The organism is Pseudomonas sp. GW456-12-1-14-TSB6 (assembly GCF_059424205.1).
Map to the genome: position 1 here is coordinate 1 of NZ_JBWKZE010000043.1, position 26,774 is coordinate 26,774.

Annotated in this window: 26 protein-coding genes and 1 pseudogene; 12 read left to right on the top strand and 15 right to left on the bottom strand. The window is 61.7% G+C overall.

Annotation, left to right across the window (positions count from 1 at the left end; all coding sequences use genetic code 11):
- Positions 1–141: 141 nt before the first annotated feature.
- The 3 genes from hglS to AC07Y2_RS26700 form a co-directional block, all read right to left on the bottom strand.
- Positions 142–1,527 (bottom strand): 2-oxoadipate dioxygenase/decarboxylase HglS, encoded by a 1,386-nt coding sequence (hglS, locus tag AC07Y2_RS26690; protein ID WP_103387104.1) that lies wholly within the window; start codon positions 1,525–1,527, stop codon positions 142–144.
- 111 nt (positions 1,528–1,638) lie between these two features.
- Positions 1,639–2,577: an alpha/beta fold hydrolase gene (locus tag AC07Y2_RS26695; protein WP_039767801.1), complete on the bottom strand. Its 939-nt coding sequence runs from the start codon at positions 2,575–2,577 to the stop codon at positions 1,639–1,641.
- 16 nt (positions 2,578–2,593) lie between these two features.
- Complete coding sequence (locus AC07Y2_RS26700) at positions 2,594–4,048, bottom strand: flavin-containing monooxygenase (RefSeq protein ID WP_103387105.1); 1,455 nt, start codon at positions 4,046–4,048, stop codon at positions 2,594–2,596.
- A gap of 190 nt (positions 4,049–4,238) precedes the next feature.
- Between AC07Y2_RS26700 and AC07Y2_RS26705 the strand changes: the two genes are divergently transcribed.
- The 3 genes and pseudogenes from AC07Y2_RS26705 to AC07Y2_RS26715 all read left to right on the top strand — a co-directional run.
- Entirely contained in the window at positions 4,239–5,312 is a 1,074-nt protein-coding gene (locus AC07Y2_RS26705) for a diguanylate cyclase (protein ID WP_103387106.1), read from the top strand.
- A gap of 84 nt (positions 5,313–5,396) precedes the next feature.
- Positions 5,397–6,623 (top strand): M20/M25/M40 family metallo-hydrolase, encoded by a 1,227-nt coding sequence (locus AC07Y2_RS26710; RefSeq protein WP_103387107.1) that lies wholly within the window; start codon positions 5,397–5,399, stop codon positions 6,621–6,623.
- A gap of 129 nt (positions 6,624–6,752) precedes the next feature.
- Positions 6,753–6,944, top strand: a pseudogene (locus AC07Y2_RS26715) (hypothetical protein); the annotation flags it as partial.
- A gap of 78 nt (positions 6,945–7,022) precedes the next feature.
- Here the strand turns inward: AC07Y2_RS26715 and AC07Y2_RS26720 are convergent.
- From AC07Y2_RS26720 to AC07Y2_RS26755, 8 genes are all read right to left on the bottom strand, one after another.
- Positions 7,023–7,892: an isocitrate lyase/PEP mutase family protein gene (locus tag AC07Y2_RS26720; protein ID WP_007956238.1), complete on the bottom strand. Its 870-nt coding sequence runs from the start codon at positions 7,890–7,892 to the stop codon at positions 7,023–7,025.
- Positions 7,893–8,052: 160 nt separating this feature from the next.
- Positions 8,053–9,087, bottom strand: a complete 1,035-nt coding sequence (astA, locus tag AC07Y2_RS26725) for an arginine N-succinyltransferase (RefSeq protein WP_074687779.1) — start codon at positions 9,085–9,087, stop codon at positions 8,053–8,055.
- A gap of 55 nt (positions 9,088–9,142) precedes the next feature.
- On the bottom strand, positions 9,143–10,159 hold the full coding sequence (locus AC07Y2_RS26730) for an arginine N-succinyltransferase (protein ID WP_085648832.1): 1,017 nt from the start codon (positions 10,157–10,159) through the stop codon (positions 9,143–9,145).
- 118 nt (positions 10,160–10,277) lie between these two features.
- Positions 10,278–11,627 carry an APC family permease gene (locus tag AC07Y2_RS26735; RefSeq protein WP_085686274.1) on the bottom strand — a complete coding sequence of 450 codons (1,350 nt, stop codon included), beginning with the start codon at positions 11,625–11,627 and terminating at the stop codon, positions 10,278–10,280.
- An 87-nt stretch (positions 11,628–11,714) separates the two neighbouring features.
- Entirely contained in the window at positions 11,715–12,467 is a 753-nt protein-coding gene (locus AC07Y2_RS26740) for an N-formylglutamate amidohydrolase (RefSeq protein ID WP_103387108.1), read from the bottom strand.
- Positions 12,451–13,782 carry a type I glutamate--ammonia ligase gene (locus AC07Y2_RS26745; protein WP_103387109.1) on the bottom strand — a complete coding sequence of 444 codons (1,332 nt, stop codon included), beginning with the start codon at positions 13,780–13,782 and terminating at the stop codon, positions 12,451–12,453. The genes AC07Y2_RS26740 and AC07Y2_RS26745 overlap by 17 nt, the downstream gene beginning before the upstream one ends.
- The gene (locus AC07Y2_RS26750; RefSeq protein WP_103387110.1) at positions 13,779–14,423 is read right to left on the bottom strand and encodes a cysteine hydrolase family protein; all 645 of its coding nucleotides are present in this window, start codon (positions 14,421–14,423) and stop codon (positions 13,779–13,781) included. Before AC07Y2_RS26750 ends, AC07Y2_RS26745 begins: the two co-directional genes overlap by 4 nt.
- Positions 14,424–14,425: 2 nt before the next feature.
- Positions 14,426–15,280 carry a MurR/RpiR family transcriptional regulator gene (locus AC07Y2_RS26755; RefSeq protein ID WP_039767812.1) on the bottom strand — a complete coding sequence of 285 codons (855 nt, stop codon included), beginning with the start codon at positions 15,278–15,280 and terminating at the stop codon, positions 14,426–14,428.
- 319 nt (positions 15,281–15,599) lie between these two features.
- Between AC07Y2_RS26755 and AC07Y2_RS26760 the strand changes: the two genes are divergently transcribed.
- Both AC07Y2_RS26760 and cobF read left to right on the top strand, forming a co-directional pair.
- Positions 15,600–16,169: a histidine phosphatase family protein gene (locus AC07Y2_RS26760; RefSeq protein WP_103387111.1), complete on the top strand. Its 570-nt coding sequence runs from the start codon at positions 15,600–15,602 to the stop codon at positions 16,167–16,169.
- The gene (cobF, locus tag AC07Y2_RS26765; RefSeq protein ID WP_103387112.1) at positions 16,169–16,924 is read left to right on the top strand and encodes a precorrin-6A synthase (deacetylating); all 756 of its coding nucleotides are present in this window, start codon (positions 16,169–16,171) and stop codon (positions 16,922–16,924) included. Before AC07Y2_RS26760 ends, cobF begins: the two co-directional genes overlap by 1 nt.
- Here the strand turns inward: cobF and ftrA are convergent.
- The gene (gene ftrA / locus AC07Y2_RS26770; protein ID WP_103387113.1) at positions 16,893–17,882 is read right to left on the bottom strand and encodes a transcriptional regulator FtrA; all 990 of its coding nucleotides are present in this window, start codon (positions 17,880–17,882) and stop codon (positions 16,893–16,895) included. The two genes, cobF and ftrA, sit on opposite strands and share 32 nt — an antisense overlap.
- A 100-nt stretch (positions 17,883–17,982) precedes the next feature.
- Here ftrA and AC07Y2_RS26775 point away from each other — a divergent pair, with 100 nt between their 5' ends.
- The 4 genes from AC07Y2_RS26775 to AC07Y2_RS26790 all read left to right on the top strand — a co-directional run bounded on the left by AC07Y2_RS26775 (position 17,983) and on the right by AC07Y2_RS26790 (position 21,474).
- Entirely contained in the window at positions 17,983–18,417 is a 435-nt protein-coding gene (locus AC07Y2_RS26775; RefSeq protein ID WP_039767816.1) for a rhodanese-like domain-containing protein, read from the top strand.
- A gap of 253 nt (positions 18,418–18,670) precedes the next feature.
- Positions 18,671–19,450, top strand: coding sequence for an ABC transporter substrate-binding protein (locus tag AC07Y2_RS26780; RefSeq protein WP_039767817.1), 780 nt, complete (start codon positions 18,671–18,673; stop codon positions 19,448–19,450).
- Between the two features lie 128 nt (positions 19,451–19,578).
- On the top strand, positions 19,579–20,691 hold the full coding sequence (locus AC07Y2_RS26785; RefSeq protein WP_103387114.1) for a succinylglutamate desuccinylase/aspartoacylase family protein: 1,113 nt from the start codon (positions 19,579–19,581) through the stop codon (positions 20,689–20,691).
- Between the two features lie 66 nt (positions 20,692–20,757).
- Complete coding sequence (locus AC07Y2_RS26790; RefSeq protein WP_103387115.1) at positions 20,758–21,474, top strand: alpha/beta hydrolase; 717 nt, start codon at positions 20,758–20,760, stop codon at positions 21,472–21,474.
- Positions 21,475–21,477: 3 nt separating this feature from the next.
- Here AC07Y2_RS26790 and AC07Y2_RS26795 read toward each other — a convergent pair whose 3' ends face one another.
- Both AC07Y2_RS26795 and AC07Y2_RS26800 read right to left on the bottom strand, forming a co-directional pair.
- Positions 21,478–22,044, bottom strand: a complete 567-nt coding sequence (locus tag AC07Y2_RS26795) for a DcrB/PsbP domain-containing protein (RefSeq protein WP_064595309.1) — start codon at positions 22,042–22,044, stop codon at positions 21,478–21,480.
- Positions 22,045–22,131: 87 nt separating this feature from the next.
- Positions 22,132–22,905: a hypothetical protein gene (locus AC07Y2_RS26800; protein WP_103387116.1), complete on the bottom strand. Its 774-nt coding sequence runs from the start codon at positions 22,903–22,905 to the stop codon at positions 22,132–22,134.
- Between the two features lie 147 nt (positions 22,906–23,052).
- On the opposite strand from AC07Y2_RS26800, the gene AC07Y2_RS26805 reads away from it, so the two are divergent.
- Both AC07Y2_RS26805 and AC07Y2_RS26810 read left to right on the top strand, forming a co-directional pair.
- Positions 23,053–23,592 (top strand): chalcone isomerase family protein, encoded by a 540-nt coding sequence (locus AC07Y2_RS26805; RefSeq protein WP_039767821.1) that lies wholly within the window; start codon positions 23,053–23,055, stop codon positions 23,590–23,592.
- 76 nt (positions 23,593–23,668) lie between these two features.
- Positions 23,669–24,988 (top strand): Nramp family divalent metal transporter, encoded by a 1,320-nt coding sequence (locus AC07Y2_RS26810; RefSeq protein WP_103387129.1) that lies wholly within the window; start codon positions 23,669–23,671, stop codon positions 24,986–24,988.
- Positions 24,989–25,102: 114 nt separating this feature from the next.
- On the opposite strand, the gene AC07Y2_RS26815 is transcribed toward AC07Y2_RS26810, so the two are convergent.
- The gene (locus AC07Y2_RS26815) at positions 25,103–25,996 is read right to left on the bottom strand and encodes a LysR family transcriptional regulator (protein ID WP_103387117.1); all 894 of its coding nucleotides are present in this window, start codon (positions 25,994–25,996) and stop codon (positions 25,103–25,105) included.
- Positions 25,997–26,111: 115 nt separating this feature from the next.
- Between AC07Y2_RS26815 and AC07Y2_RS26820 the strand changes: the two genes are divergently transcribed.
- Positions 26,112–26,714 carry an NADPH-dependent F420 reductase gene (locus AC07Y2_RS26820; RefSeq protein ID WP_074687792.1) on the top strand — a complete coding sequence of 201 codons (603 nt, stop codon included), beginning with the start codon at positions 26,112–26,114 and terminating at the stop codon, positions 26,712–26,714.
- Positions 26,715–26,774: the final 60 nt, after the last annotated feature.

Here is a 26,774-nt window from a genome sequence, read left to right on the forward strand (position 1 = left end):
GCGCAAGAAGTTGCGCAGTACTGCGCAACTTCTTGCGCACTTGGCTGGAGGCCTTTAAACACATGGCCTCCAGCGGAATCGGTGAGCATTTTTACGAAACAAGTGCGCAACTTCTTGCGCAGTATGGCCAATCGCCGCTTTTCACGCGGATCGGGCAATTGCAGTGAGGCATTCCTCAATCGAACGTTGCTGGGTTTCGGCATACAGGCCCAACTCATCAATGGTCGAACGCCCCAGGGCCAACTCGAACGCCTGTCGATTGGAATGCTCGCCATAGTGCGTCTGCGCCGCGTCCCCCAGGTTCGACTGAAAAATCCCTGCCGCACTGACTGGCAGGAAATCTTCGTACACCAGCGGTTCGGCTTTCACATAGCCGTCGCGTAATAACCCTTGCAGCGAAGCATCAGCGGGACGACTCGCCGCCAGCCCTTTGTCTGTCAGGAAATACCGAAAGTACGCCAGTTCCTGCTCGCGCATGCCCTCGAGGCTGTCAGGGAATTCGCTGAAGTGCCGGGCCATCAGCGAGTTGTAGCGTGAGGCGTTGGCTTCGTTGGGGAAATCGCCCAATTCATCGCGCGCCGCGTTCAGCAGGCGGTCGTACAGCGCACGGCCCTTGGGAGTCAGCGCTGCGCCACGTTGTTCGATTTCGCCGAAGCGGGCGCTGTGGCTGCCGCGGGTTTGCGTCTGGTCGGTGAAGGCAATCGGTTCGTCCAGCGCCTTGAAACTGGTCTGACGCAACAGGATCGGATGCTGCCGGCGCGGCGGGCCTTCGATCACCGCTTTGGGCGTGATGCCGTGCAGTGGCATCTGCGCCTGAACGATGTCGATGTCCAGTGTGCGCGGGGTCAGGTGGTTGATGTGCGGGCCCTTGAACGCGACGACATCGGCGATCAGGCGATGCTGGGCGCTGAGCGTCTGGTATTGCGCGGCGGTGACGGTGGCGCTGTGGTGCCAGCGAAAAGTCTCCAGCGCTTGCAGGACAAATTCCCCGGCCTCGGACTCATTCAGGCCGCCAGCAGATTCAGCCTGTTCGATCAGCCTTAGCGCCGATGGCGTAAAGATCGAACGCTTATCCAGCACCAATTGCGCGAAGGCCCGCAGCTCGGGGTCTTCAATCAATTCCAGTCGCAACAACGAAGTGAACACCCGGAACGGGCTGACCTGCAGCGCATCTTCATGCACCGCCCGGAACGCCGTGGAATGCACTGGCACCCCGGCAGGGGTCAGGTCGTAATAGCCCACCGGTTGCATGCCCATCACTGCGAACAAACGGGCGAGGGTGGCGAGTTCGGTGGCGGTGCCGACGCGGATGGCGCCGTGGCGCTCCATGTCCAGCCGTTCGATTTCGCCGGTGCGGTGCAGTTGACTGGCGACTTGCGGCTCGCGTGCCAGCACGTCGCGGTTGGTCTGTTCTACCAGTTCCATCAACGCGCCGTACAGCGGCACTTCTTGGCGGTACATGTCGGACATCGCTTTGGAGAAGCGCTGACGGATCAGGTCGGGGCTGACGAAAGGCTGCACGGTCATGAAAAAAATTCCTGGCACGGTCACGTAAAGGATGTCGGAAAAGATCGCAGCCTTCGCCGACGCGGGCAAACGAAGAATCCTACGAACTTCATTCTGCCAACGACTGACCGTTTACCTGTCCTGGCGCGAGTTTTCCCCCAGAAACTCCCGATACAGACGTGCCGTGTTCGACGGTTGTTCGACCATCGGCATATGGCCGACACCATCCCAGACATCGACCCGCAGATTGCTGATGCCTTTGCTCCACACCGGCACGCTGCTGACGTCGATCAGCCGGTCCTTGCGGCCCCAGAGCAACAGCGCCGGGCATTTGATGTCCGGCAGTTTCGGCTCCATCGGCGGGCTGGCGCGAAAATCCCGGAAGATCTCTTCCAGTTCGTCGCGGCATTGTTCGTAGCGCTGGGCGATCGCGTCGAGCACCAGACCGGGCACCCACGGTGGCGAGGCCATGGTCATAGCATAGAAGCGTCGGAATTCTTCCCGGGAATTGATCAGAAACGGATTGTGCCCACGGGCCAGATGACGCTCCATGTCGCTGGGCTCGGGCGCGGTGACGCCCGCCGGGTCGATCAGCGCCACCGAAGCGATGCGATCCGGGTAGGTGGCCGCCAGCCACGCGGCGATGTAGCCGCCCATGGAGTTGCCGATCACATGGACTTTCTCGACGCCGCAAACGTCGAGCAACTGGATCATGCGCTTGGCCTGCACCGGAATGTCGTAGCCACCGCCGGCCTTGAAGCCGGTTTCACCATGACCGGCGAGGTCCGGGATGATCACCCGATACTGCCCGACAAAATGCCGGGCGAAGCGCAGCCACAGGTTTTTTTCAGCGCTGTAGCCGTGCAGCATCAAAATGCTGCTCGACGCTTCATAAGGCCCGCCTTGCCAGGTCGACACGGTCATTTCGGCAATCGGCACTTCAATCTTGTGCAACCGGTACAGCCTGGCCTCCAGGGCCGCGCTCAGATCGTAGAGCCAGTGGCCGACCGCCGGGTAGCTCAACCAGCTCCAGGCCACGAAAACCGCGAGGGCGACAAACAGCAAAAGCATCGTGGGTCTTCCTTGTTCAAGACAGAATGTGGTCGGCCGGTTTCAGCGCCCGGGTCAACCGGTGATAGCTGAAACTGAAGCCGGGGAACATCGCGATCACATGACCGCTTTTGCTTTGATACCAACTGTGGCAGCCGCCAGTTTTCCAGACCGTGCGCTCCATCTCCCGGTGAATCATCTGAGTGTAGGTACGTTCTGCTTCGGGGCGAACCTCGATGCTGCGCAGACCATTGGCCTGCAAGGTGCGGATGCAGTCGAGGATGTAGTTCATCTGCGATTCGATGATGAACAGCGCCGAGGTGTGGCCGATACCGGTGTTCGGCCCGGTGACGATAAACAGGTTGGGGAAGTCCGGCAGACTGGTGCCGAGGTAAGCGCGTGGATATTGCGCCCAGACGTCGCGCAGTTGCACAGCGTTTTTTCCGCTGACCGGGTAGGAAATCACGCCGTCGGTGGCGTCGTAACCGGTCGACCAGACGATCAGATCGACGTCGATGTGCTGGCCATCGGTGGTGACGATGCCGGTTTCGTCGAGGCTGGCGATGCCTTGCTCGCGGCTGTGCAACGTGACGTTGGGCCGGGTCAGTGCCGGGTAGTAGGTGCTGGAGAGCAGCACCCGTTTGCAGCCGATGGTGAAGTCCGGTGTCAGTTTTTTCCGCAACTCGGGGTCAGTCACCTGGCGTTTGAGAAACTTCAGGGCGTGTCGCTGCACCATGTGAATCGCTGGTTTCGAGTATTTGAAAGCGATGACCCGGGTTTCGAATTGCCAGTAGATCATCCAGCGCAGCAGTTTGTAGGCCGGTTTCAGACCCAGCAGCCAGCGCTGGAATCGCCCGAACGTACGATCAGCCCGGGGCAGCACCCAATGCGCTGTGCGCTGAAACACATGCAATTGGGCGACCTTCGGTGCAATGGCCGGAATCACCTGTGCCGCACTGGCACCGCTGCCGACAATCGCCACGCGTTTACCGTGATAGTCGTAGCTGTGATCCCAATTGTTTGTATGAAAGGTCTTGCCCTGAAAGCGATCCTGGCCGGGAAAGTGTGGGATAACCGGCTGGCTCAGCGGCCCGGTGGCATTGATCAGGAACTGCGCATAAAAAATGCCTTTGGTTCCGGTGTATACGGCCCAGCGTTTGTCGTTGTCGTTCCATTCGACGCGCTCGACATTGGCCTCCAGTTCTACCCGATCACCGAGGCCGAAGCGCTCCACCACATGGTCGGTGTAGCGGTGCAGTTCGGCCTGTTCGGCGAACATCTGCGTCCAGCGGTAAGGCGCAAACGATAGGGAATACAGCGGCGACGGCACATCCACCGCCGCGCCGGGGTAGGTGTTCTGGCACCAGGTGCCGCCGAAGAAGTCGCGGCGCTCCAGCAAGCGAAAGTCGTCGATACCGGCCTTGAGCAGGTTGACCGCCGCGCACTGGCCGCCAAAACCGCTGCCGATGATCAACACTTGATAGGTCTGCATGGGCCTCCTTTTTAGAGTCTTTTTTCCATTTTCTTCCTTTCATGTATAGCCAATCATTTGCTCGCCGTGTGGTGCTGATGACGGGGTATTCGGCCCGCTGGCCGGTGATGGCTATTTGACGTTGCCCTGATAGACTCCCAATACATCGGGTCTGCGGTCTGCGCAGTGCCGTCGAGTGGTCGAGGCCCCTATGGGAAGAACGGGAGGAAAGGGACTTTCACTGGCCAGGAGGCTCTATACATCGCGAATCCTCGGGCTGGTTCTGGGGCTTTTGTGCGTGAGCGTCGCGATGTATCCACTCGATCCGCCGGCCTGGGTCTGGGCGGTGATGCTGTTCAACGGCCTGGTCTGGCCGCACCTCGCGTATCAATGGGCGCGCCGGGCGAAGGTTCCGTACCACGCCGAACACCGTAATTTGTTGATCGACGCCTTTCTCGGTGGCTTCTGGGTCGCCGCCATGCACTTCAATCCCTTGCCCAGTGCCACGACCATTTCGATGATGGCGATGAACAACGTCGCTATCGGTGGTGCTCGTTTTCTATTGGCCGGAGCGGCGGCGCAGTTGCTCGGCGTCGGCGTCGGGCTGGTGGTGTTTGCCCCCGCGCTCGTCCCGATGACCACGCCGGCACAGCTCTATGCCTGTCTGCCGTTGTTGATGCTGTATCCGCTGGCGCTGGGCTGGATCTGCTTTCGCCAGGCCTACACCCTCGGCTTGCATAAACGCGAATTGCTGGCCCTGAGCCGCACCGACAGCCTCACCGGTCTGCTCAATCACGGCGCCTGGAAGGATCAACTGGAAGTCGAATTCGAACGCTGCAAACGCCAGCAGACAGGTGCGGCGATTGCGCTGATCGACATCGACCACTTCAAGGCGATCAACGACACCTACGGCCACGTGGCCGGCGATATCGTCCTGCGCCAGCTGAGCAAGATGCTCAAGCAGAACCTGCGTATGGCCGATGTGGCGGGGCGCTACGGCGGTGACGAATTTTGCGTGATCCTGCCGGACTTGCCGCTGTTCAATGCGGTGCAGGCGATGGAAGCCTTGCGTGAGCGTTTTTCCTTTCTGGTGTACGAACAGAACCCGGCGCTGAAAGTCAGCCTGAGCATCGGTCTGGCGGCACTCGATCCGGCCCAAGGCGACGCGACGCGCTGGCTCGATGACGCCGACCAGGCGCTGTACGAAGCCAAGGCTGGCGGGCGTAACCGGGTGATTTGCTGCAGCGACGACAAGCCGCGGCGCGAGGTATTCGATTCGGTTTGAACGGATCGGGTGTCGCATCCGGGATGGAGCCTTGGGGCGATGTCAGGTACGGTTCAGTACCCGACACGAAACAAGGATTGATTCATGACGTTCAATTTCCGTCGTTCTCTGCTGGCCGGTCTGTCCCTCACTTTTGCAGCCTCCGGTGTCTTTGCCGAACCGCACAAACAAGTGCTGGCCGATGCCGAGCAATACAAGCCAGAAGCCCTGAAATTGCTCGAGCGCCTGGTCAATATCGACTCCGGTTCCGGCTATGAACCGGGGCTCAAGCAAGTCAGCGAAATCGCCATCGACGAGCTGAAAAAGCTCGGCGCCACCATCGAGCTGGTGCCCAATACGCCGGAAAAAACCAACCACGTGCTCGCCACGCTCAAAGGCACCGGCAAGGCGAAAATCCTGCTGATGGCGCACATGGACACGGTGTTCAAGGAAGGCTCCGCCGCCGAGCGACCGTTTCACATCAAGGACGGCCGCGCCTACGGGCCGGGTGTGATGGACGACAAGGGCGGGATCGTCGCCGGCATCTACGCGCTGAAAATTCTGAAGAACCTCGACTTCAAGGACTACGCGCAAATCACCTTCCTGCTCGATGCCAGCGAAGAAACCGGCTCGGACGTCGCCACCGACCTGATCAAGAAAACCGCCAAACTCCACGACGTCACCCTCAACCTTGAACCGGGCCGTCCGGCCGATGGTCTGGTGGTGTGGCGCAAGGGCAGCGCCACGGCGCTGGTCGAGGTCAAGGGCAAGGCGGCCCACGCCGGCGTCGCGCCGGAACTGGGGCGCAACGCGGCGATGGAGGCGGCGCATCAGATCCTGCAACTCGGCAAGCTCGGCGACGAGGCCAAGAAAACCACCATCAACTTCACCGTGCTCAAGGCCGGCGACCGCACCAACGTGATCCCGGATCAGGCCACGGCCAAGGCTGACGTACGGGCGGCGGTGCCGGAAGAATTTGACCGGATCGAGAAGGATCTGGCGCGGGTGTCGCAGGACAAGTTGATCCCCGATACCGAAGTGAAGACCTCGCTGCAACGCGGCTTGCCACCGATGCCGCAGACGGCGGAGTCGGATCGTTTGATGGCGATGGCGCAAGGGATTTACGGCGAAATCGGCCGCAAGTTGACCGAAGAAGGCAGCGGCGGGGCGGCGGATGCGAGCCTGTCGGCCGGGGTAGGGACGCCGACGCTGGATGGGTTCGGGATTGTTGGCGGCAACATTCATACGCCGGAGGAATACGCGGAGGTGGAGAGCGTGGCGCCGCGGATTTATCTGTTGTCGCGGATGATTATGGAGTTGGCGAAACGGTAACAGCCGCCTGATCGTTCCCACGCTCTGCGTGGGAATGCCTCAACGGACGCTCCGCGTTCGGCTCTGGAAGGGACGCAGAGCGTCCCGGGCTGCATTCCCACGCGGAGCGTGGGAACGATCGACGATCAGGTGCACCGTTTTGTGGTCGTGCGCGATCTGGCGGACACCTTTTCCAGTCTCGACCTCAAGGGCATTTCCGATTGTGATCTGACGCGCATTACCAGCGCAGTGCATCTTCTGATGCGGGAGGGCTGCGCCATTCTGAACGTGATTCAGACGCGGGCATTACAGCGGGAGGAAGGCTTCAAGACAGCGGTCTAGCGGTTTCGCGGCGGGCGCCATGCGAGTGGACTCGTGATGGCGTCGGGCCGCTCTGCCTCTTTGTAGCGTGGTGCGAGGTTACTCTTTGACGCTCATGTATTCCTTGGCCCAGAGGATGTATTCCTCAGGCTGGGTGTAGGTGTGGGTCAGTTCGGTGGCGCTCAGGTCGGAAGCCTGGGTGAAGATCTGGCGCTGTTCGCGAAGGCTGTCGTAAGTCGCTTTGATCGCCGCGAAGTAGGCACCGTGGCCGTCGATGGTCACGCGCACACCCAGTTCGGCCAAGCGTTTGTCGTCGCGCAGCGCCGGGTTGCCGTAGGTCACCAGCATCAGCGGGACGGTCAGGTGTTCGGCGATCTGCTCGAGCTGGTCGAAGTCCTGGATACCCACCATGCAGATACCGTCGGCACCGGCGGCCTGGTACTGCTTGGTGCGGCTGATGATTTCCTGGTTCGGCAGGATGCCGGCGTTGGTCCGGGCGATGATCGCCATTTCCGAATCGACCCGGGCTTCCAGTGCCGCGCGGATCTTGCCGACGCCTTCTGCGACGGTGATCAGGTCGGTGGATTTGCGGCCGAATTGTGCTGGCAGCAGGGTGTCTTCGATGGTCAGCGCGGCGACGCCGGCGCGTTCCAGTTCAACGATGGTGCGCATCACGTTGAGGGCGTTGCCGTAGCCGTGGTCGGCGTCGGCGATCACCGGTAATTGGGCGACGCGGCCGATGCGGGTGGCCTGCTCAGCGAATTCGCTGAGGGTGATCAGGGCAAAGTCCGGAGCGCCCAGCACCTGCAATGAGGCGACCGAGCCGCCGAGAATCCCTACTTCAAAACCCAGGTCAGCGGCGATGCGGGCAGACATCGGATCGAACACCGAGGCGGTGTGATAGCAGGTGTCGGAAGCCAGCAGCTGACGGAAGTTACGGCGCAAATCTTGATGAGAAAGCCTGGTCATACGAGTTCCACCAATACAAAGGAATGGAAAGGCTTGAGCAAAGGTGTCAACGCCGAAGGTGAAAAGGCTATCACGCCAATGGGTCAAGGATCATGACGAATTAACGAGGACGTTAACCAGGAAAAACCTGTTCAGGCGCTTTCTCTCCAGGAATCTGAGCTCAGGCCGCCACCGCCTGCTGCTGTCGATTGGGCAACGGCACCGCCCGCACCGAGTTGCCCGGTTGCAATTGCAGGCGTTTGGCGGTCAGGCGGTCGATCACCAGACTACTGCCGACCCGGCGTCCCGCCGCGACGGTGATGCGGCAGTTTTCCAGGCGCCGATTGTGGATCAGCCACAGCGGCGCCTGATCGTCCGGCGTGCCGATGCTCAGGGTCAGTTCCAGGCTGTCGCGCACCGTGCGGATGCTTCGGATCGGCGCCTCGATCACCGGGCCGCCGTCAAATATGTCGATATAGCCTTTATGGGCAAAACCCTCGGCCTGGAGGATTTTCAGCGCCGGCTCGGTGTTGGGGTGGGCCTGGCCGATCACGGCCTGGGCCTGTTCGGTGAGCAGGCAGGTGTACAGCGGCTGGCGCGGCATCAGTTCGGCGATGAAGGCCTTGTTGCCGAGCCCGGACAGATGGTCGGCGTGGCTGAAGTCCATCTGGAAGAAGTGCCGGCCCAGACTGTCCCAGAACGGCGAACGGCCTTGTTCGTCGGCACTGCCGCGCAGTTCGGCGATCATTTTTTCGCCGAACAGGTGCGGGAATTCGGCAACAAACAGCAAACGCCCCAGCGACAGCAGACGTCCATTGCTGCCGTGGCGCTGGTCGTGGCGCAGGAACAGCGAGCACAGTTCCGATTGGCCGGTCAGTTCATTGTTGAGGAACAGCGTCGGAATCTGCCGCTGAATACCCAGGTCCGGCGCCGAACTGACGGTCAGCCCGACCCGATAGTTGTACCACGGCTCGCGCAGGCCGACGGCCCCGGCCAGGGCGCTGACGCCGACCACGCGCTGTTCGTCGTCTTCAAGCACGAACAGGTAATCGGCATCGGCCCGCTCGACCTGCTCGGCGAACGCCCGTTGTGCCCAGCGCACCCGGTGGGCCAGGCGATCTTCGTTGGCGGGCAGGGTGGTGAACCCCGGCCCGGCCTGTTGCACCAGCGTCATCAACGCTGGCAGGTCGCTGACTTGAACCGGACGGACAATCATGCTGCAACTCCTTTTGCGCGCCTGCTCGGGCACTGTCGTTGGGTAGGGGCGCGATTCACAGGGCGATTACCCGGATCGTGTGGCCAGCGCTGACATTCAACGCCGCACTGATCGCCGGCGTAAGCGCCAAGGGCTGACCGGGCTGGAAATCCAGCTCGGCAACCACTGCCCGAAAGCCATGCAGAGCATCGTTGCTCACCAGATAGCGTCCGCGAGCATCGATCAGGGGTTCTTCCTCAACCGTAACTGTCTGGCTCTGCGCGATCGAACGGATGTTGGCGGTGCGTGCATACAAGGTCGGGCCGGCATCGAACAGGTCGATGTAGCTGTTGGTTTCAAAACCTTCGCGCTCGAGGATGTCGAAGGCTTCCTGGCCGTCCGGGTGAATGCGGCCGATGCAGTCCTGCGCCGCTTGCGGCAGCATTGGCACGTAGATCGGGTATTGCGGCATCAGCTCGGCGAGAAACGTACGGCTCTGCAAGCCGCACAGGCGTTCGGCCTCGACGTAGGGCAGGTCGAAGAAATGTTTGCCCAGCGCATCCCAGAACGGTGAATGCCCTTGCTCGTCGCTGTAACCGACGATTTCGGTGATCACCGCTTCGGCAAAACGTGGCGCGTGGGCGGCGATGAACAGCAGGCGTGCCCGCGACAGCAATTCGGAAAACGGCGTGCGCACCAGCGCCGCGTCGATGTGAAAACCGCGCAGTAGCGTATGCCCGCTCAGGTCGTGACACAGCGACAGCGCCGGCACGCCGTGCTCGATATTCAGCTCCCGCGAGGCGCTGGTGAAGTGGCGGTTGCGCAGGCTGTAGAACGGCTCGTTGAAACCTGCGGTGGCGAGAATTTCCGAACAGCCAACCAGTCGATGGCTGTCGATGTCTTCCAGCACGAAGAAGTAATTCTCCGGGCCTTGAGCCGCCGCATCGCTGTCGAACGAGGCGCAGGACGCGGCGATTTTTTCGCCCAGGCGTTCGCTGTCGTCCGGCAGGGATGTGACGCCCACCAGGCTGTCGCGCGCCAATTGTTGCAATTGAGGCAGGTCGTTTGGCTCGACTGGACGTAAGACCAGCATGGATGCACTCCTGTATCAAAAGGTTCGGCCCATTCGCCGAACCTGACTATCACTGTCGGTTTCCACGCGTTAAAGCGGCGGTCGCCTGATTTGTTGTCAGACGCCGCTCTTTTTCTTGTCAGCCATTGCTCGGGTCAGGCAGCGCGGTACTGGCGCCGAGCTTGTTCAGGAAGAACAGGTACACCAGACCCAGTGCGATCCAGATCAGGCCGAGTTTTTGTGCATCGACGCCCATGTTGTACATGATGGCCGCGACGATGATGAAGCCGATCACCGGGCAGATCAGGTGACGGATCACCTGGCCGGATTTCTGCCGGCGCCAGTAGTAATTGATCACGGTCAGGTGCAGCAGCATGAAGCCGCTCAGGGCGCCGAAGTTGACCAGCGAGGTCAGGGTGTCCACCGAATTGATGAACAGGTAGCAGATCACCAGCGACAGCACGGCCACCAGATAAATGCTCAGGTACGGCGTGTTGTGTTTCGGGTGCACCTTGGCCAGCACTTTCGGCAACTTGCCGTCGCGGGCCATGCCGAACAGCAGGCGCGAGACCGCCGCTTGCGAAGTGATTGCCACCGCCACGCCCCAGGCCAGGGCCGTGGCCACGCCGGTCAAGGTCGCGAGCCAGCTGCCGGCAGCGATTTCGGCGATTTCATAGAACGCAGTGTCGGCGGACTTGAAGCCCATGCCCGCTGCCAGATCGGTAGCGATCCAGGTTTGCGCGACGAAAATCACACCCATCACCACCAGCGTGATCAACGCCGCTTTGCCGACGCTGCGGCCCGGATCGCCCTTGATCTCTTCGGCGAGGGTGGAGATCGCATCGAAGCCGAGGAACGACAGCACCGCAATCGACACCGCTTGCATCAGCAGGGCGAAGTTGAAGGTTTCCGGGTGATACAGCGGCGCGAGGGTCAACTGGCCGTTGCCGCCACCGTTGTGCAGGGCGTTCCAGGCGTAGAACAGGAAAATCCCCAGTACCACCAGTTGCGCCAGCAGAAACAGGATGTTCATGCGAGCAGTGAAGGTGATGCCGCGCAGGTTGACGAAGGTCGCGCTGACCAGGAACGCCAGAATGAAGCCGACTTTCGGGATGTCCGGGTACAGATGGTTGAGCGCCATCGCCGCGTAGACGTAAAGCAGCGGCGGAATCAGCAGGTAATCGAGCAGCATCAGCCAGCCGGCGATGAAGCCGACGTGTTGATTCAGACCCCGTTGCGCGTAGGAATACACCGATCCGGCAATCGGAAAGGCTCGGGCCATGCTGCCGTAGCTGAGCGCGGTGAAAACCATCGCCACCATGCCGATGATGTACGCCAGAGGCACCATCCCCGGTGCCTCGGCGTTGACGTAGCCATACACGCCGAACGGGGCGATGGGGATCATGAAGATCATCCCGTACACCACCAGGTCGGTCAGTGTCAGGCTACGTTTCAACTCCTGTTTGTAGCCGAACTCTTCTATTTCCATGAAGCGCAACTCCTTGTCAGCCAATCGGTCGTTTTAGTTGTTATATCGGTCCGTCGTTTACAGCATCAGCAGTGGTTACAACATTTTTTACAGCAGTGGTGCCAGATAATTCGCCCAGCGAGAAACCGCTTCCGGGCTGCGCAGCAGGTCGTTGCGCACTTCGATCAACACCGAATCGAGGCCCCGGGCGTCGCCGTGCACCGGCACGGTCATGTCGCCCAGCGGGTCGATCCTGTACGGCTGGTTGCCGGCGACTTTCAGCGGATGTCGCTCCAGACCGTCGAGCATCCGTTGGGCATAGGCCCGGGCCTGACCGAACAGTACGCCGACTTCCAGCTCCCGCGGCTGGCCGTAATACACCGGGGTGAAACTGTGAATCCCTACCACCCGCACCGGTCGACCTTCGGCCAGACGTGCATCGATCAGTTGTTGCAGGCGCGTGTGAAACGGCTTGAACAGGCACTGGCGACGGTATTCGCGGGTGGCCTCGTCGAGCTCGCGGTTGCCCGGCACCTGGTAGATCTCGCTCTGCGCCGGGATGCTGTCGGGCGCATGCCGGGGGCGATTGAGGTCGATCAGCAGGCGCGAATAGTTGGCGCTCAACAGCGTGGCCCCCAATTGCTCCGACAGTTGCTCGGCCAGCGCCAGGGCTCCAATGTCCCAGGCGATGTGTTCGCGCGCGGCCGTGTCATCCAGGCCCAGGTTGTTCAGGGCCTCGGGGATGTAGCGGCTGGCGTGTTCGCACACCAGAATCAGCGGGTGCGTCGAATCTTCACGGCTCAGGTTGTAGACCGGTCGGGTGTACAACCCAAGCTCAACGGATTCAGTACAGGCGTGCATAGTGCTCACAAAGATCAGCGGGCGAGAGCTGTTCCGTCAGCGCCAGTTCCTCGGTTTTAAGGGCGAAAAAAGTATCGAGCAACGCGCTTGGCAGCGCTTCGACCAGCGCTTCACTGCGACGCAGGCAATCCAGTGCCTGGGCCAGGGAGGCGGGCAGGGCAACGATGCCCCGGGCCTTGCGTTGTTCGTCGTTGAGTGAATCGGGGATTTCATCGGTGATCGCGTTCAGCGCCAGACGCTGCTCGATGCCCAGGCGTCCGGCGATCAGCAGCGCAGCCATTGCCAGATGCGGTGAGGCGGTGGCGTCCATGGCGCGGAATTCCAGGTTGTATTGCTTCGCCACGGGCTTGTTGCCCACGCTCACGGTCGGGCAGATGCGCAGCGCCGCTTCGCGATTCTGCTGGCCCAGACAGGCGTAGGACGCGCTCCAGTGATGCGGTTGCAAACGCTCATACGACACCGGCGTCGGTGCAGTGAACGCGCACAGTGCCGGCAAGTAATGCAGCACACCCGCCGCCCAATGCTGGCCGAGGGTCGACAGGCCATTGCTGGTGCCGGCGTCGTAGAACATCGGCTGACCGGCCAGATCGAGCAGGCTGACGTGCAGGTGCACGCCATTGCACACCGCGTCGGCAGCGGTCTTCGGCGCAAAGCTCAGATCCAGGCCCATCTGCCGGGCGATTTCGCGGGTGATCTCGCGCACGTTGACCGCGCGATCGGCTGCCGCCACGCCGAGGGTCGGGCGGCAGGTGATTTCGTATTGGTGCTTGCCGTATTCGGGCAGGAACATTTCCGGCTCGACGCCACCGGCGCGCAACGCGCTGAGCAGCCAGCCGCCGAATTCGGCGCCCTGGCGCTGGGCTTCGAGCGAGAACGCCAGATGTTCGGCAAACCCGGCGTGCAGGTTGAATTCGTGTTCGAACGCGGCGTTGATCTGCAGGCCAAGCTCATCGCGGTAGCGCTCGACCTCGTTGCGCAACAGCGTGCGCGGGCACGCCGCCCATGGCCGGCCATCAGTCTCGCGGATGTCGGCGTGGATGAAATCCAGCGCCGGCGCTGCGGCGTCCGGGCCGTTGCCGACGGTGACGCGACTGGTCAGATCGGGAATCAGCCGCAGATCACCATAAGCGCCCCACGGACTGGTCGAAGCGATGATGTCCTGCGGCGTCAGCGCGCTGTTGGCCGGCACCCAGCCACAACCGGCGGCCTGATAGTGCTCCAGCTCATCGCTGGGAAACGAGCGGCCACGGGTGACGCCGATCAGGTCGGTGGTGACGATGGTGGTCATCGGCAACGGCGACAGGCGCTCGCTCATGGCTGCATCTCCTGCAACCGGCCGAGCACGGTGTCGGTGTCGGTGATCCAGCAGTAGCCCTTGATCGCGTTCAGGCAGGCGTCGTGACGTGCTTCGGTCCAGGTCGCGCAGGCGTCCGCCACCAGGGTGACGAGGTAGCCACGGTCGGCGGCGTCGCGCACGGCCATGTCCACGCATTGGTCGGTGACGATCCCGGCGATGATCAGGTGACGGGTTTGCAGATTGCGCAGCACGTAGTCGATGTTGGTCGAGTTGAAGACGCCGGAAGAGGTCTTCGGCAGCACGATTTCGTTTTCCACCGGGCTCAGTTCGGCGATCACCTGTGCCTGCGGGCTGCCCTTGGGCAGGTGCATGTCCGACAGTTTGTGATCCAGCGAGCGGTCACGGCCATCGGCGGTGAGGCTTTCGATCAGGGTGTGCAGCACGTTCTGCCGAGCGTCGCGGAAGGCCTTGAGCAGACGGACTTGATTGGGCACCACTTGCGAGCGCGTGCGGTTGAGGAAGTACGCGGCGTCCGGGCCTTCGAGGTGCGGGTCGAACTGCGGCTCGAGCCAGGCGCGCTGCATGTCCACCAGCAACAGGGCGGAGTGGTCGGTGACAAACGGCAGGTCCCGTGGCGAGCGATGGGGAAGGCTGAACATCCTTATTTATCCTCCAGCAAGTGGGTGTCGAAGTCGTTGCGCAGGGCATCGATGCCTTCCAGGCGATCGGCCAGGTCCGGGCTGCGCAGGGTCAGGCAGGCAATCAGCGCTTCAACCTGAGCCAGCGCCGGGACCATCGTGTCGAACGGCGAAGCCGACTCCACCGGGGCGCTGATGATCATGTCGGCCAGTTCGCGCAGCGGTGAGGCATAGATGTCGGTGAACAGCACGACGCGAGCGTTGTTGTTTTTCGCGGCGCTGGCCACGCGCAAGGCCTGGGTCTGGTAACGGCGATAGTCGAACACCAGCACCACATCCTGACGTTGCAGGTCGAACAGGCGGTCGGGCAGTTGCGCGTTGTCCTCCAGCGCAAAGCAACCGGGGCGCAGCAAGCGCAAATGATTGAGCAGGTAAGTCGCCATCAGACTGCTGAAGCGTCCACCGAAACAGTAGATCTGATGCCGGGTGTCGAGCAGCCAGTCGGCGAGAATGCGCACGTCTTCCGGCTGGGTCAGGGCCTGGGTTTCGGCCAGTAAATTGTGGCTGTGAGCCAGATAGTGACTCCAGGCGTCGTCCTTGTTCTGATGCGAGCGCGGCTGCAACAGGGTACGCGGCGAGCGCAGGCGATGGTCCATGTCGCTGAGCAGGGCGTCCTGGAAGTCGGCGTAACCACCGAAGCCGAGTTTTTTCACCAGCCGCACGATGGTCGGATCGCTGACGCCGGCATGTTCGGCCAGGCGCGCCATCGGGCCAAGTCCGTTGCGTGGATACTGATCGAGCAAGGCGCGAACGACTTTGCGCTCCGACGGCGTCAGGTCAAGGCCGGGGTCGGTGATCAGGTCTCTTAAAGGGGGCATCCGGGCTCCTGCTGGATGGGGTGTTGAATTCGCTTCACAATCCGTTAAAACAGTATTTATGTAACTGGCGCTACATGTCTAGCGAATTTTTCGGCGTTTAGACCAGGCCCCAAAATGGGGCGCAATGCCCGTAACGCAAGGGCTACACGGATGTCGATCAGTCTTGTAGTCCATTGCCCATCGTGGTGTCAGACATTGCCGCTTTCAAATGCTTAAGGCATCAATCGACTTGTCCGGAGCCTCCCGGTTTACGGCACAATTGCCGCTCTATCCGCGATTTCGCCGATGACCGTCCTGTCTTCCAGCCGAGTGACTCCCCGTGCAGACCACCCGTTTGACATTGATCTGCCATGCCAGAACCGTCGCACAAAAATTGGCGTGTTTTCCTACGAACGAACCTGTTGAAGAAACGGCGCTGGCGTCCTGCTCGCTGGCTTTGCGTTTCGACACAGCATCGCGTCTGATTTGCGGCCCGGAGCTGCGCACCCGCCAGACGGCGGCGTGGTTCGGCCATGATGCACGCATCGACGAGGCCCTGCGCGATTGCGACTGGGGACGCTGGCAGGGTCAGTCAATCAAGGAATTGCAACGAAACGAACCCGAGGCATTGCAAGCCTGGCTCGAGGATCCCCACGCCGCCCCCCATGGCGGTGAGTCGGTGGCGCAGTTGCGTGAGCGGGTCGCCGCGTGGCTGGTTGCACTGCAAACCATACCGGGGCACGTGGTGGCGGTTACCCATCCGTTCGTGATTCGTGCTGCCTTGATGCAGGTCGTGCAGGGTGAGGCGTTTCACAGCCTGGATGTCGAGCCGCTGGCGGCGGTCGATCTGCGATTTGCCGGGCGCTGGCGGCTACGCTTGTCCGGCATGAGCCTGGAAGGAGCAGAGTAATGAAGCGATTGCTGGTGATCGGCATCGGTGCCGGTAACCCGGACTACATCACGATGCAGGCGGTGAAGGCGCTGAATCGGGTGGACGTGTTTTTCCTGATGGACAAGGGCCAGAGCAAGGACAAGCTGATCGACCTGCGGCGAGAAATCTGCGAACGCTACATCACCGATCGTACCTACCGTTTCGCCGAAGCCCACAGCCCTGAGCGCGAGCGTGGCGATGTGGACTACAGCGCCAGCGTCGATGATCTGAACCGCGCCAAGCAGCAAACCTTCGAACGGCTGATCAATGACGAATTGTCTGACGGGCAGTGCGGCGGTTTTCTGGTGTGGGGCGACCCGGCGTTGTACGACAGCACCATTCGCATCCTGCAGGCGATTCTGGCCTCGGGGCGATGTGCGTTTGAATTCGAGGTCATTCCCGGCATCACCAGCGTTCAGGCCTTGGCGGCGCAACACAAGGTGCCGTTGAACACCATCGGCCGCTCGATTGAGATCACCACCGGCCGACGCCTGGCGGCGGGGCAGGTGAGTGACACGGACAGTCTGGTGGTGATGCTCGACGCGGAAGATTCCTACCACCAGGTGGCGGATCGGGAGACCGAGATTTACTGGGGCGCCTACCTCGGCACGCCGGATGAAATCCTTATCCATGGCAAGCTCAGCGACGTTGCCGATGAGATCGAGCGGGTGCGCAAAGCTGCGCGGGCCGAGCATGGCTGGATCATGGACACCTATCTGTTGCGCAAGCCTTGATCTCACGCCCAAAGCGCTCGCGATACACCGACGGCGGCACCCCGACCACGCTGCGAAACGCCACACGAAAGCTTTCCACCGAGCGATAACCGCAGCGCAAGGCGATCTGCTCGGTGTTCTGCGGCGTGCTTTCCAGCAATTCCCGGGCTCGGGCCAGACGTTCGTGTTGCAACCAGGCCTTGGGTGACTGGCCGCTGGCTTCGCTGAATTTGCGCAGGAAGGTGCGTTCGCTCATCGCCGCTTCGCTGGCCAGATCGCGCACTTCCAGCGGTTCGTGCAGGCGCTCGCGGGCCCACTGCATCACGCGCGACAGATCGCTGCGCGGCGTCGGGCTGACCGGCGTCGGAATGAATTGCGCCTGACCGCCGGTACGCTGTGGCGACATCACCAGCCGTCGCGCCACCGAGTTGGCGATCTGGGTGCCGAAGTCCCGCGCCACCAGATGCAGGCAGGCGTCGATCCCGGCTGCGCTGCCGGCCGAGGTAATCAATTGGCCGGAATCCACGTAAAGCACATCCGGATCGACATCGATGGCCGGAAAGCGCTCGGCCAGCTCCGAGGTGTAGCGCCAGTGAGTGGTGGCGCCGTGACCGTCGAGCAGGCCGCTGGCCGCCAGAACAAACACGCCTGAGCAGATCGACAGCAACCGGGCGCCGCGTGAATGGGCATCACGCAATGCTTCAAGCAAGGCTTCCGGCACCGGCGCATTTCGGTCGCGCCAGCCGGGAATGATGATGGTCCGCGCATCCGCCAACAATTCCAGACCACCGTCCGCCAGCACCTGAATCCCGCCCATCGCGCGCATCGGCCCTTGATCGACCGCCGCAATGCAGTGCGCGTACCAAGGGAAATCGAACTCCGGCCGGGCCAGGCCGAAGATCTCCACGGCGATGCCGAACTCGAATGTGCAGAGGCCGTCGTAGGCCAGAATCGCGACCAATCCAGGTGAATCAGGCATTTGGCGGAAAATTCCCGGTGAGTGTCTTGTGCGCCACTGTAGCGGCAAGCGGCGCCTCGATAAAGTCTGTTCATCCCCACCGACAACGGAGTGATTCAACATGCCCAGCCTGGTTCGCGAGATTCCTGCAGCGCCTTCGGCCATTGCCCTGATGCATTTCAGCAACCGTCTGACCTTCGAAACCGATTGTTCCGATGTCTTCAGCAGCCAGCAGGCCGGCGAAGTCGACTTTGTGCTGGTGGACGTGCGCGGGCCGCTGGCCTTCGAGCGTGGACATGTGCCAGGGGCGATCAACATTCCCGGGCGTTTGCTGACGGCGGAAGGGCTGGTGGACTACCCAAAAAACACGCTTTTCGTGGTTTATTGCGCCGGCCCTCACTGCAATGGTGCCAATAAGGCCGCGGTGAAGCTGGCGGCGTTGGGCTATCCGGTCAAAGAGATGATCGGCGGGGTGACCGGGTGGCTGGATGAAGGCTTTCAGTTGAGTGTCGCGACACCACGCGTCGCCACCGCGCCGATCGCCTGCGATTGCTGATAGCCGGAGGGTTGCCGCTTCGGCGGCACTTTTGTCGGCTTTGTCCTACAACCCTCGCACCGCTCCGGCGCACACTTTTCCCACGTGATGGCACTCGCCGATTTTCTGTAAGTATTTGTCGCTTAAAAACAATTTGCCCCGTGCGCGCCGCCATAGACTGCCGGCCACTTCGGTTTTTTTGCGCTGTACAGCCCAAGGCCGAACCTGACAATCGAAAGCTGCCAATAAAAGCCTCCGCACACGGGAGTAATAAATGAAAAAGCTGGTTATGTTCGGTGCCCTGGCACTGTCGATGTTGTCCCTGACCGCCGTGGCCGAAGACGCCAAGCCGATCCGTATCGGTATCGAAGCCGGTTACCCGCCATTCTCGATGAAAACCCCTGACGGCAAACTGGCCGGTTTCGACGTGGACATCGGCGACGCGCTGTGTGAGCAGATGAAAGTCAAATGCACCTGGGTCGAGCAGGAGTTCGACGGCCTGATCCCGGCGTTGAAAGTGAAGAAGATCGACGCGATCCTGTCCTCGATGACCATCACTGACGACCGCAAGAAAAACGTCGATTTCACCATCAAGTACTACCACACCCCGGCGCGCTTCGTGATGAAGGCCGGTTCCGGCGTGAAAGACCCGCTGGTCGAGCTCAAAGGCAAGAAAGTCGGCGTGCTGCGTGCCAGTACCCACGACCGTTACGCCACCGAAGTGCTGGTGCCGGCCGGGATCGAGCTGGTGCGTTACGGCTCGCAGCAGGAAGCCAACCTGGACATGGTGTCCGGTCGTATCGACGCGATGCTGGCCGACTCGGTCAACCTGAGCGACGGTTTCCTGAAAACCGACGCCGGCAAAGGCTTCGAATTCGTCGGCCCGACCTACGAAGACGCCAAGTACTTCGGCGGTGGCGCCGGTATTGCGGTGCGTAAAGGCGATACCGAGCTGGCGGAGAAATTCAACGCCGCCATCAACGAAATCCGCGCCAACGGCAAGTACAAGCAAGTGCAGGACAAGTACTTCGACTTTGACGTGTACGGCCATTAATACGCCGTAGAAAAAAGTGGCCCCGTTGACGCGGTGGCCACTTTTTTTTCGCCCGTGATTTATCCTGTCAGCACATTTTCAATGCAGTCATTGCCCCGGCAACGACCACAGAATTCCCGGAGTTCCCCATGCAACGCATCGACCATCTTCTGCCCTGGAGCCACCTGGGCAGCGAACGTTCTCTGAGCGTGTTCCGTTACGGCGCCGGCCCGCGCAAGGTCTACATCCAGGCCAGCCTGCACGCCGATGAACTGCCGGGCATGCGCACCGCGTGGGAACTGAAAAAACGCCTGGCCGAGCTGGAGAGCAACGGCCAGTTGCAAGGCGTGATCGAACTGGTGCCGGTGGCCAACCCGATCGGCCTCGATCAGCACCTGCAAGGCAGTCACATGGGGCGTTTCGAGCTGGGCAGCGGCAAGAATTTCAACCGCTCCTTCGTCGAACTCAGCGCGCCGGTGGCCGAGCGCATCGGGCATCAGTTGGGCAGCGATGCCGAAGCCAATATCACGTTGATCCGCCAGACCATGGGTCAGGTGCTCGATGAATTGCCAGCCCCGGCTTCGCAACTGGAAGCGTTGCACCGACTGTTGCTGCGCCACGCCTGCGAGGCCGATATCACCCTCGATCTGCATTGCGATTTCGACGCGGCGATTCATATCTACGCCTTGCCGCAACACTGGCCACAGTGGAAATCCCTCGCCGCACGCCTGAAGGCTGGCGTGGCGCTGTTGTGTGAAGACTCCGGCGGCAGTTCGTTCGATGAATCCTGCTCGTCGCCGTGGTTGCGCCTGGCCCGGGCCTTCCCGAACGCGGCGATTCCGCCGGCCAACCTCGCCACCACCCTGGAACTGGGCAGCATGGGCGACACCCGCGTCGATCAGGCTCAGGCCAATTGCGAGGCGATCCTGGGCTTTCTCGCCGAGCAGGGTTTCATCAGCGGCGAATGGCCGAAAGCGCCGGACGAATGCTGCGAAGGCATGCCGTTCGAAGGCACCGAATACCTGTTCGCCCCGCACCACGGCGTGGTGAGTTTCCTGCGCGATGCCGGTGAGTGGGTCGAGCGTGGCGGTGCGCTGTTCGAAGTGGTCGATCCGCTGAACGACCGCGTGACCACCGTTCGCGCCGGCACCAGCGGCGTGTTGTTCGCCATCGATCGCGGACGCTACACCCAGCCGGGGATCTGGCAGGCGAAAGTGGCGGGGCGTGAGCCGATTCGAGTCGGGAAGCTGATCAACGACTGACACCCCATCCTCCGGATCACAGTGTTAGGCTCTGCCCCGAACCCTGCACTGTGTGAAGGAAGGCTTATGTTGAAGGTGTTTGCGCTGTTGACGCTGCTGGCGTCCACTGCCGTTCAGGCTCAGACCTCGCTGCAAAACGATCTGCCGCTCAACTACCTGGCCCAGGTGCACCCGGACGCTGAACAGCGTCCGCTGGTGATTTTCCTGCATGGCTATGGCAGCAATGAAGCAGACTTGATCGGTATGAAATTTCAACTGCCCCAGCAGTACAACTACCTGTCGGTGCAGGCACCGATGGCGTTGGGAGAAGGGCGTTTCCAGTGGTTTCGCAAGAAAGGCGAAGGTGCCTACAACGGCGAGACTGATGATCTGAAGGCCAGCAGCCAGAAACTGCGAGCCTTTATCGCCGCTGCGGCGCAGAAATATCACGCGCAACCGGAGAAGGTGTACCTGATCGGTTTCAGCCAGGGCGCGATGATGACCTACGAGGTCGGGTTGCGGCAGCCTGCGGCGGTGGGTGGCATCGCGGCGTTGAGCGGGCGGGTGTTGCCGGTGCTCAAGAGCGAGCTGAAGTCGGAGCAACAGCATCCGCCGCTGGAAATCTTCATCGGCCACGGCACGGCGGATGACCGGGTGCCGTACAGCGGTGGCACCGAAGCCGATGCGTTGTTGCAGAAGCTGTCGTACAAAACGCAATTTCATGCCTATCCCGGCGTCGGCCACAGCATCAGCGCGGCCGAGCTTCGGGATTTGAACGACTGGTTGCAGCAACTCAACCCGTGAAGATCATTTTTCCTTGAGGATGGTTTTCACCAGCGCCTCGTGACCGCTCTTGTCGCTGGCCCGGGAAATCACCTGGACCAGCGCCATGCGCGTGCCGGAACCGGCCAGCAACGTGGTGTTGAGGGTCTGGCCGCCGCCCTGGGTGGCGGTGCTGTCGACTTGGCGCAGGCCCAGGCCGTTGCCTTTCTGGGTCAGGCTCTTTTCGCTGAGCTTGTTGAAGTCCGGCAGGGCCTTGCGCTGGGCGTCGATGAAGTCGGACACCGTGCCGTCGAGGAACGCACTGTCGTTGTCCTTGACGTTGTTGCCTTCGGGAATCTGGTTTTCGGCGGCGATGACCACGGTCTTTGTCGTCTGGTTGGTGTACATCGTGCCTTTGGCACCGGTCGGGCCGGCGGGCAGAGGGTCGGCGACAAAGCCCTTGGGAAGGACAAAACTGAATTTGCCGTCGAGCATCGAGACCTTCTCGGTGACAGCCTTCTCTTTGGCCTTGGCCGCTTGAGCATTGATGGCGCCGAAACCGGCCACCGCCGCCAACAACAGGACGGCGGCTTTCTTGCAAAGCAATGACATTCGAATCTCCGAGGGATGGGTCGCGCTTGGGCGGCGATCATCCCATGGAGGGTGCCTGGCACTCCAGCGCGGTTTGTCCGGTCGGGTTCAGTTCGGCGATGGCGCCGGCGTCGGTTTGGCCAACAGCTGCCGAGTGACGCCCAGCATCGCCACCGAAACGGCCACGGCCACCACGAAACCACCGAAACCCAGATTGGGAACCGTCAGAGCCAGCACCAGACAAAACGCCGAAAACGAATACATCCCCGTCGCCGTCGCCTGCAACAACGCGGCGGTAAACGTCGGGCCACGGGTCTGCTGGGAGAACACCGCCATCACGCTGCCCAACACCGGGAACACCGCGAGCAGACCGCTCCAGCGTTCGCCGACGGTGCTGGCCAGCATTGTCACCACCAGCGTTAGCGCGGCCCCGGCGATCATCCGCCAGACCAGCTTGTCCGACTTCGGCGCCGGGCCGCTGACCACCGGTTGCACCTTGGGGAACAGGTACGGCGCGGCAAGAAGGGCTGTTGCAGCGGCGGCAATCGAGAAAGGCAACGAGGCCGGAATCAGCGACAGAATCAGCGCCAGCACGGCCCAGACCGATAAAGAAACTATCAATGCCAGCGGCCAGTTCGCCCGCTGCGCCACCTGCGCATAAGTGACACAAAACGCGATCATCGCAAACATGGCCGACAGCGCCGCGACCGCCGATTGCGCGGCAAACGCCGGCCCTTGCTCGATGGCGAGGAAAAACAGGATCGGCCCGACCACCACCGGCAATCCCGACAGCCACCCGGCGACGCTGGGGCCCCAGCGCTTGCCCGCGAGGGAAATCAGCAGCAGGAAACCGGGAATCAGCAGCAGTTTGAGGATCAGCACGCAGGTGTCTCCGTCGGGTCAATGAGGGCCACGTTAGCATTGTGGTTCACGGATTGCTGCATATGCATGCAAAACATGTATACAAAAACATGGGTGCGATTGCCGACTATGCTTTGGGTATCAGGGTTTACCGGAGTCGATGCCGCAATGAGCAGTACACCGAAGTTGTTGCGTGGATGCTGCGGGATCGGCTTGTGGGCCTTGTTGCTGACACCCACCTGGGCCAGTTGGCAAGACGTGGTGCCCGGTGCGCAAATCATTGGCACCGGCGATTTCAGCATTTTCGGTTTCGACGTTTACAACGCCCGGTTGTGGAGCGCCGCGCGTCCATTGGCCGATGGTCAGCCCTTCGCCCTGGAGCTGATCTACCGGCGCAGCGTGTCCCGCGAAGATTTGGTCAAGGCCAGCGTCGACGAGATCAAACGCCTGGCAGGCGCCTCCATCAGTCCTGCGCAACTGGCGGTGTGGCAGGCCCAGATGCAGCAATCGTTCGTCGACGTGCAGGCCGGCACGCGGATCACGGGGGTGTATCTGCCGGGGCAGGGCGCGCGGTTCTTTGTTGGCCAACAGTTGCAGCACGAAATCAACGACCCGTTGTTCGCCCAGGCTTTTTTCAACATCTGGCTGGATCCACGCACACGCAATCCCGAACTGCGCCGGCAATTGCTGGGTACTGCCCAACCCTGAACGCAGCACATCGGCGCTTGGGCCTGCCGACTGAAACGTCTAAGCTGCGCCTTTCGACTTGTTTCTGGATGTGTTTGTGAAGTTCAGCTTGCCCAAAATCGCCACGGCGCCGTTCTGCCCGCCGGAAGTGGCCGGAAGTGTCCCGGTCGATCCCAACGCCTCGTTCTTCAAACGCGTGCTGCGCTTTGCCGGCCCCGGTTTGCTGGTGTCGATCGGCTACATGGATCCGGGCAACTGGGCCACCGCCATCGAGGCCGGTTCGCGTTTCGGTTACAGCTTGCTGTTCGTGGTGTTGCTGGCGAGTCTGGCGGGCATGGTCGTGCAATGCCTGTGCTCGCGGCTGGGCATCGCCACCGGGCGCGATCTGGCGCAGCTTTCCCGCGAACGCTACAGCACTCCGACGGCGCGGCTGCAATGGGTGCTGGCGGAAATCTCGATCATCGCCACTGACCTGGCAGAAGTGCTTGGTTGCGCACTGGCGTTTCACTTGTTGCTGGGTTGTTCGCTGACGTTCGGCATCGCGCTGACCGCATTCGATACGCTGCTGGTGTTGGCCCTGCAAAACCGCGGTTTCCGCCGGCTGGAGGCGATCATGCTGGTGCTGGTGGGCACCATCGGCGCGTGTTTCTTCGTCGAGCTGCTGCTGATCAAACCGTACTGGCCGGACGTCGCCCAAGGCTTCAAACCCTCACTGTCGGCGATCAGCGATGCCGCGCCGTTGTACCTGGCCATCGGCATCCTCGGTGCCACGGTGATGCCGCACAACCTGTACCTGCACACCTCGATCGTGCAGACACGGCTGATCGGCAAGGATCTGGCCAGCAAGCAGGACGCGGTGAAACTGGCGCGCATCGACACCATCGGTTCACTGGCGCTGGCGTTATTGGTCAACGCGGCGATCCTGATTCTCGCGGCGGCAGCCTTTCATCAGTCCGGGCACACCGACGTGGTCGACATCCAGGACGCCTATCACTTGCTCGATCCGCTGGTGGGCGGCGCGCTGGCCAGTGTGCTGTTCGGCGTGGCGCTGCTGGCTTCGGGGCAGAGTTCGACCTTCACCGGCACCATCGCCGGGCAAGTGATCATGGAAGGCTATCTGAAACTGCGAATCCCTTGCTGGCAGCGACGCCTGATTACCCGTGGGCTGGCGCTGATTCCGGCGTTCATCGGCGTGTGGCTGATGGGCGACGGCGCGGTGGGCAAGTTGCTGGTGCTGAGCCAGGTAGTGCTGAGCCTGCAATTGCCGTTTGCGCTGTATCCGCTGATTCGCATGACCAACGACAAACGGCTGATGGGGCCGTTTGTGAACCGGTTGCCGACCAAGGTTCTCGCGTGGGGATTGTTTGTGGTGATCAGCGGGGCGAATGCCTGGTTGATTCTGCAACTGGCCGCGTAGCCGGTGTGATCGGCCCGACACTCCGCGCTCCAATGGGACGCAGAGCGTCCCGGGCTGCATTCCCACGCGGAGCGTGGGAACGATCATGCGTGAAGCGTGGGGCGATCATTACGATCATGAGCCAAACGCTTCGACTACAAAATCAATGAACACCCGGGTCTTGGCCGGCAGCAAGGTACGGCTGGGGTAGTACAGCGAAATCGCGCCGGCATCGCATTGCCAGTCGGGTAACAGCCGCACCAGTTCACCGCGTTCGATCTGCGCGCTGACATCGGGCAGCACCAGCATCGTCACGCCCAAGCCCAGCAGCGCAGCCTTGCGCATGGCCATCGGATCATTCAGCACGATGTTCGGGTTGAGCAGGGCGCTGGCCTGTTCGCCGGCTTCGTTGTGCATCTGCCATTGGCGCAGGCGCCCGGTGCGCAGGCCGCGCATGACGATGCCGTGGTGATCGGCGAGATCGGCCGGATGTCGCGGCAGTGTGCGGCCCGCCAGATACGCCGGCGACGCCACCGCCAGCACTTCGGCGGACGACAATGGCCGGGCGACCACGCCGGGCGTCAGTTCGAACCCGCCGCCAATCGCCACGTCATAACCCTCGGCGATCAGATCCACCTGACGATTCTCGAAGTGCCATTCCGGGCGAATCAGCGGATAGCGCGCCAGAAACTCCGGCAGCAGCGGCAGCATGTGATCGATGCCGAACGTCGGAGGCAGGCTGATCTTGAGCACGCCCGCCGGCTCGCCGCGCTCGGTCGCCACCGTCGCAATCGCTGCCTGCAAGGCGTCGAGGTTGCCGCCGATGCTCGCCAGAAAACCTTCACCAGCCTCGGTCAGCGACAGCTTGCGGGTCGAGCGTTGAAACAGCCGTACGCCGAGGTTGCGTTCAAGAATCGCCACGTTGCGACTGACCGCCGCCGGAGTCAGCGCCAGCAACCGCGCAGCAGCAGAGAAGCTGCCGGTCTCGGCGCTGCGAACGAAGGATTCGAGATTGGCGAGGGTTTCCATGGATTTCGACCTGATAGTGATACTTGAAGATCATTCAAGGCATTACCGGCTAATCAAGTGGGAATGGCAAGCGCAAGATTCGTTTCGAGTCTTACCCCACTTTGAGGAGAACACCATGAGCACTATCGGAATCATCGGCGCTGGCGCCATCGGTTCAGCGTTTGCCAAAGCCTTGTCGCGTCAGGGCATCCCGTTGGTCATCGCCAACAGTCGCGGGCCGGAGACCCTGGCTGAACTGGTCGCAGAACTCGGCCCGACTGCCCGTGCCGTTACCCGTGAAGAAGCGGCGGCCCAGGACATCGTGCTGGTCGCGGTGAACTGGTCGAAACTGCCGATGGCACTGGCCGGGCTGCCGGACTTTGGCGGGCGGATCGTCATCGACGCCAACAACTCGATTGAAGCGCCATCGTTCAAACCGGTGGACTTGCAGGGTCGACCTTCCAGCGAAGTGTTCGCCGAGTGGGTGCCGGGTGCGCGGGTGGTCAAAGCGTTCAACCATTTGCTGGCACGCTTGCTGGAAGCGGATCCGGCGTCGGAGGGTGGCAAGCGCGTGTTGTTCCTGTCCGGGGATGATGCGCAGGCCAAGGCGGAAGTGGGTGCGCTGATCGATCAGCTCGGCTTCTTCGGTATCGATCTGGGCGAATTGAGCGTGGGCGCGCGGCTGGTGCAGTTCCCGGGCGGGCCGTTGCCGGTGCTGAATCTGGTGAAGTTCGCCTGACGTCCGGGCAAAAAAATACCCGGTGCGACGTGAGTCGTACCGGGTTTGTTGCCAACGGGC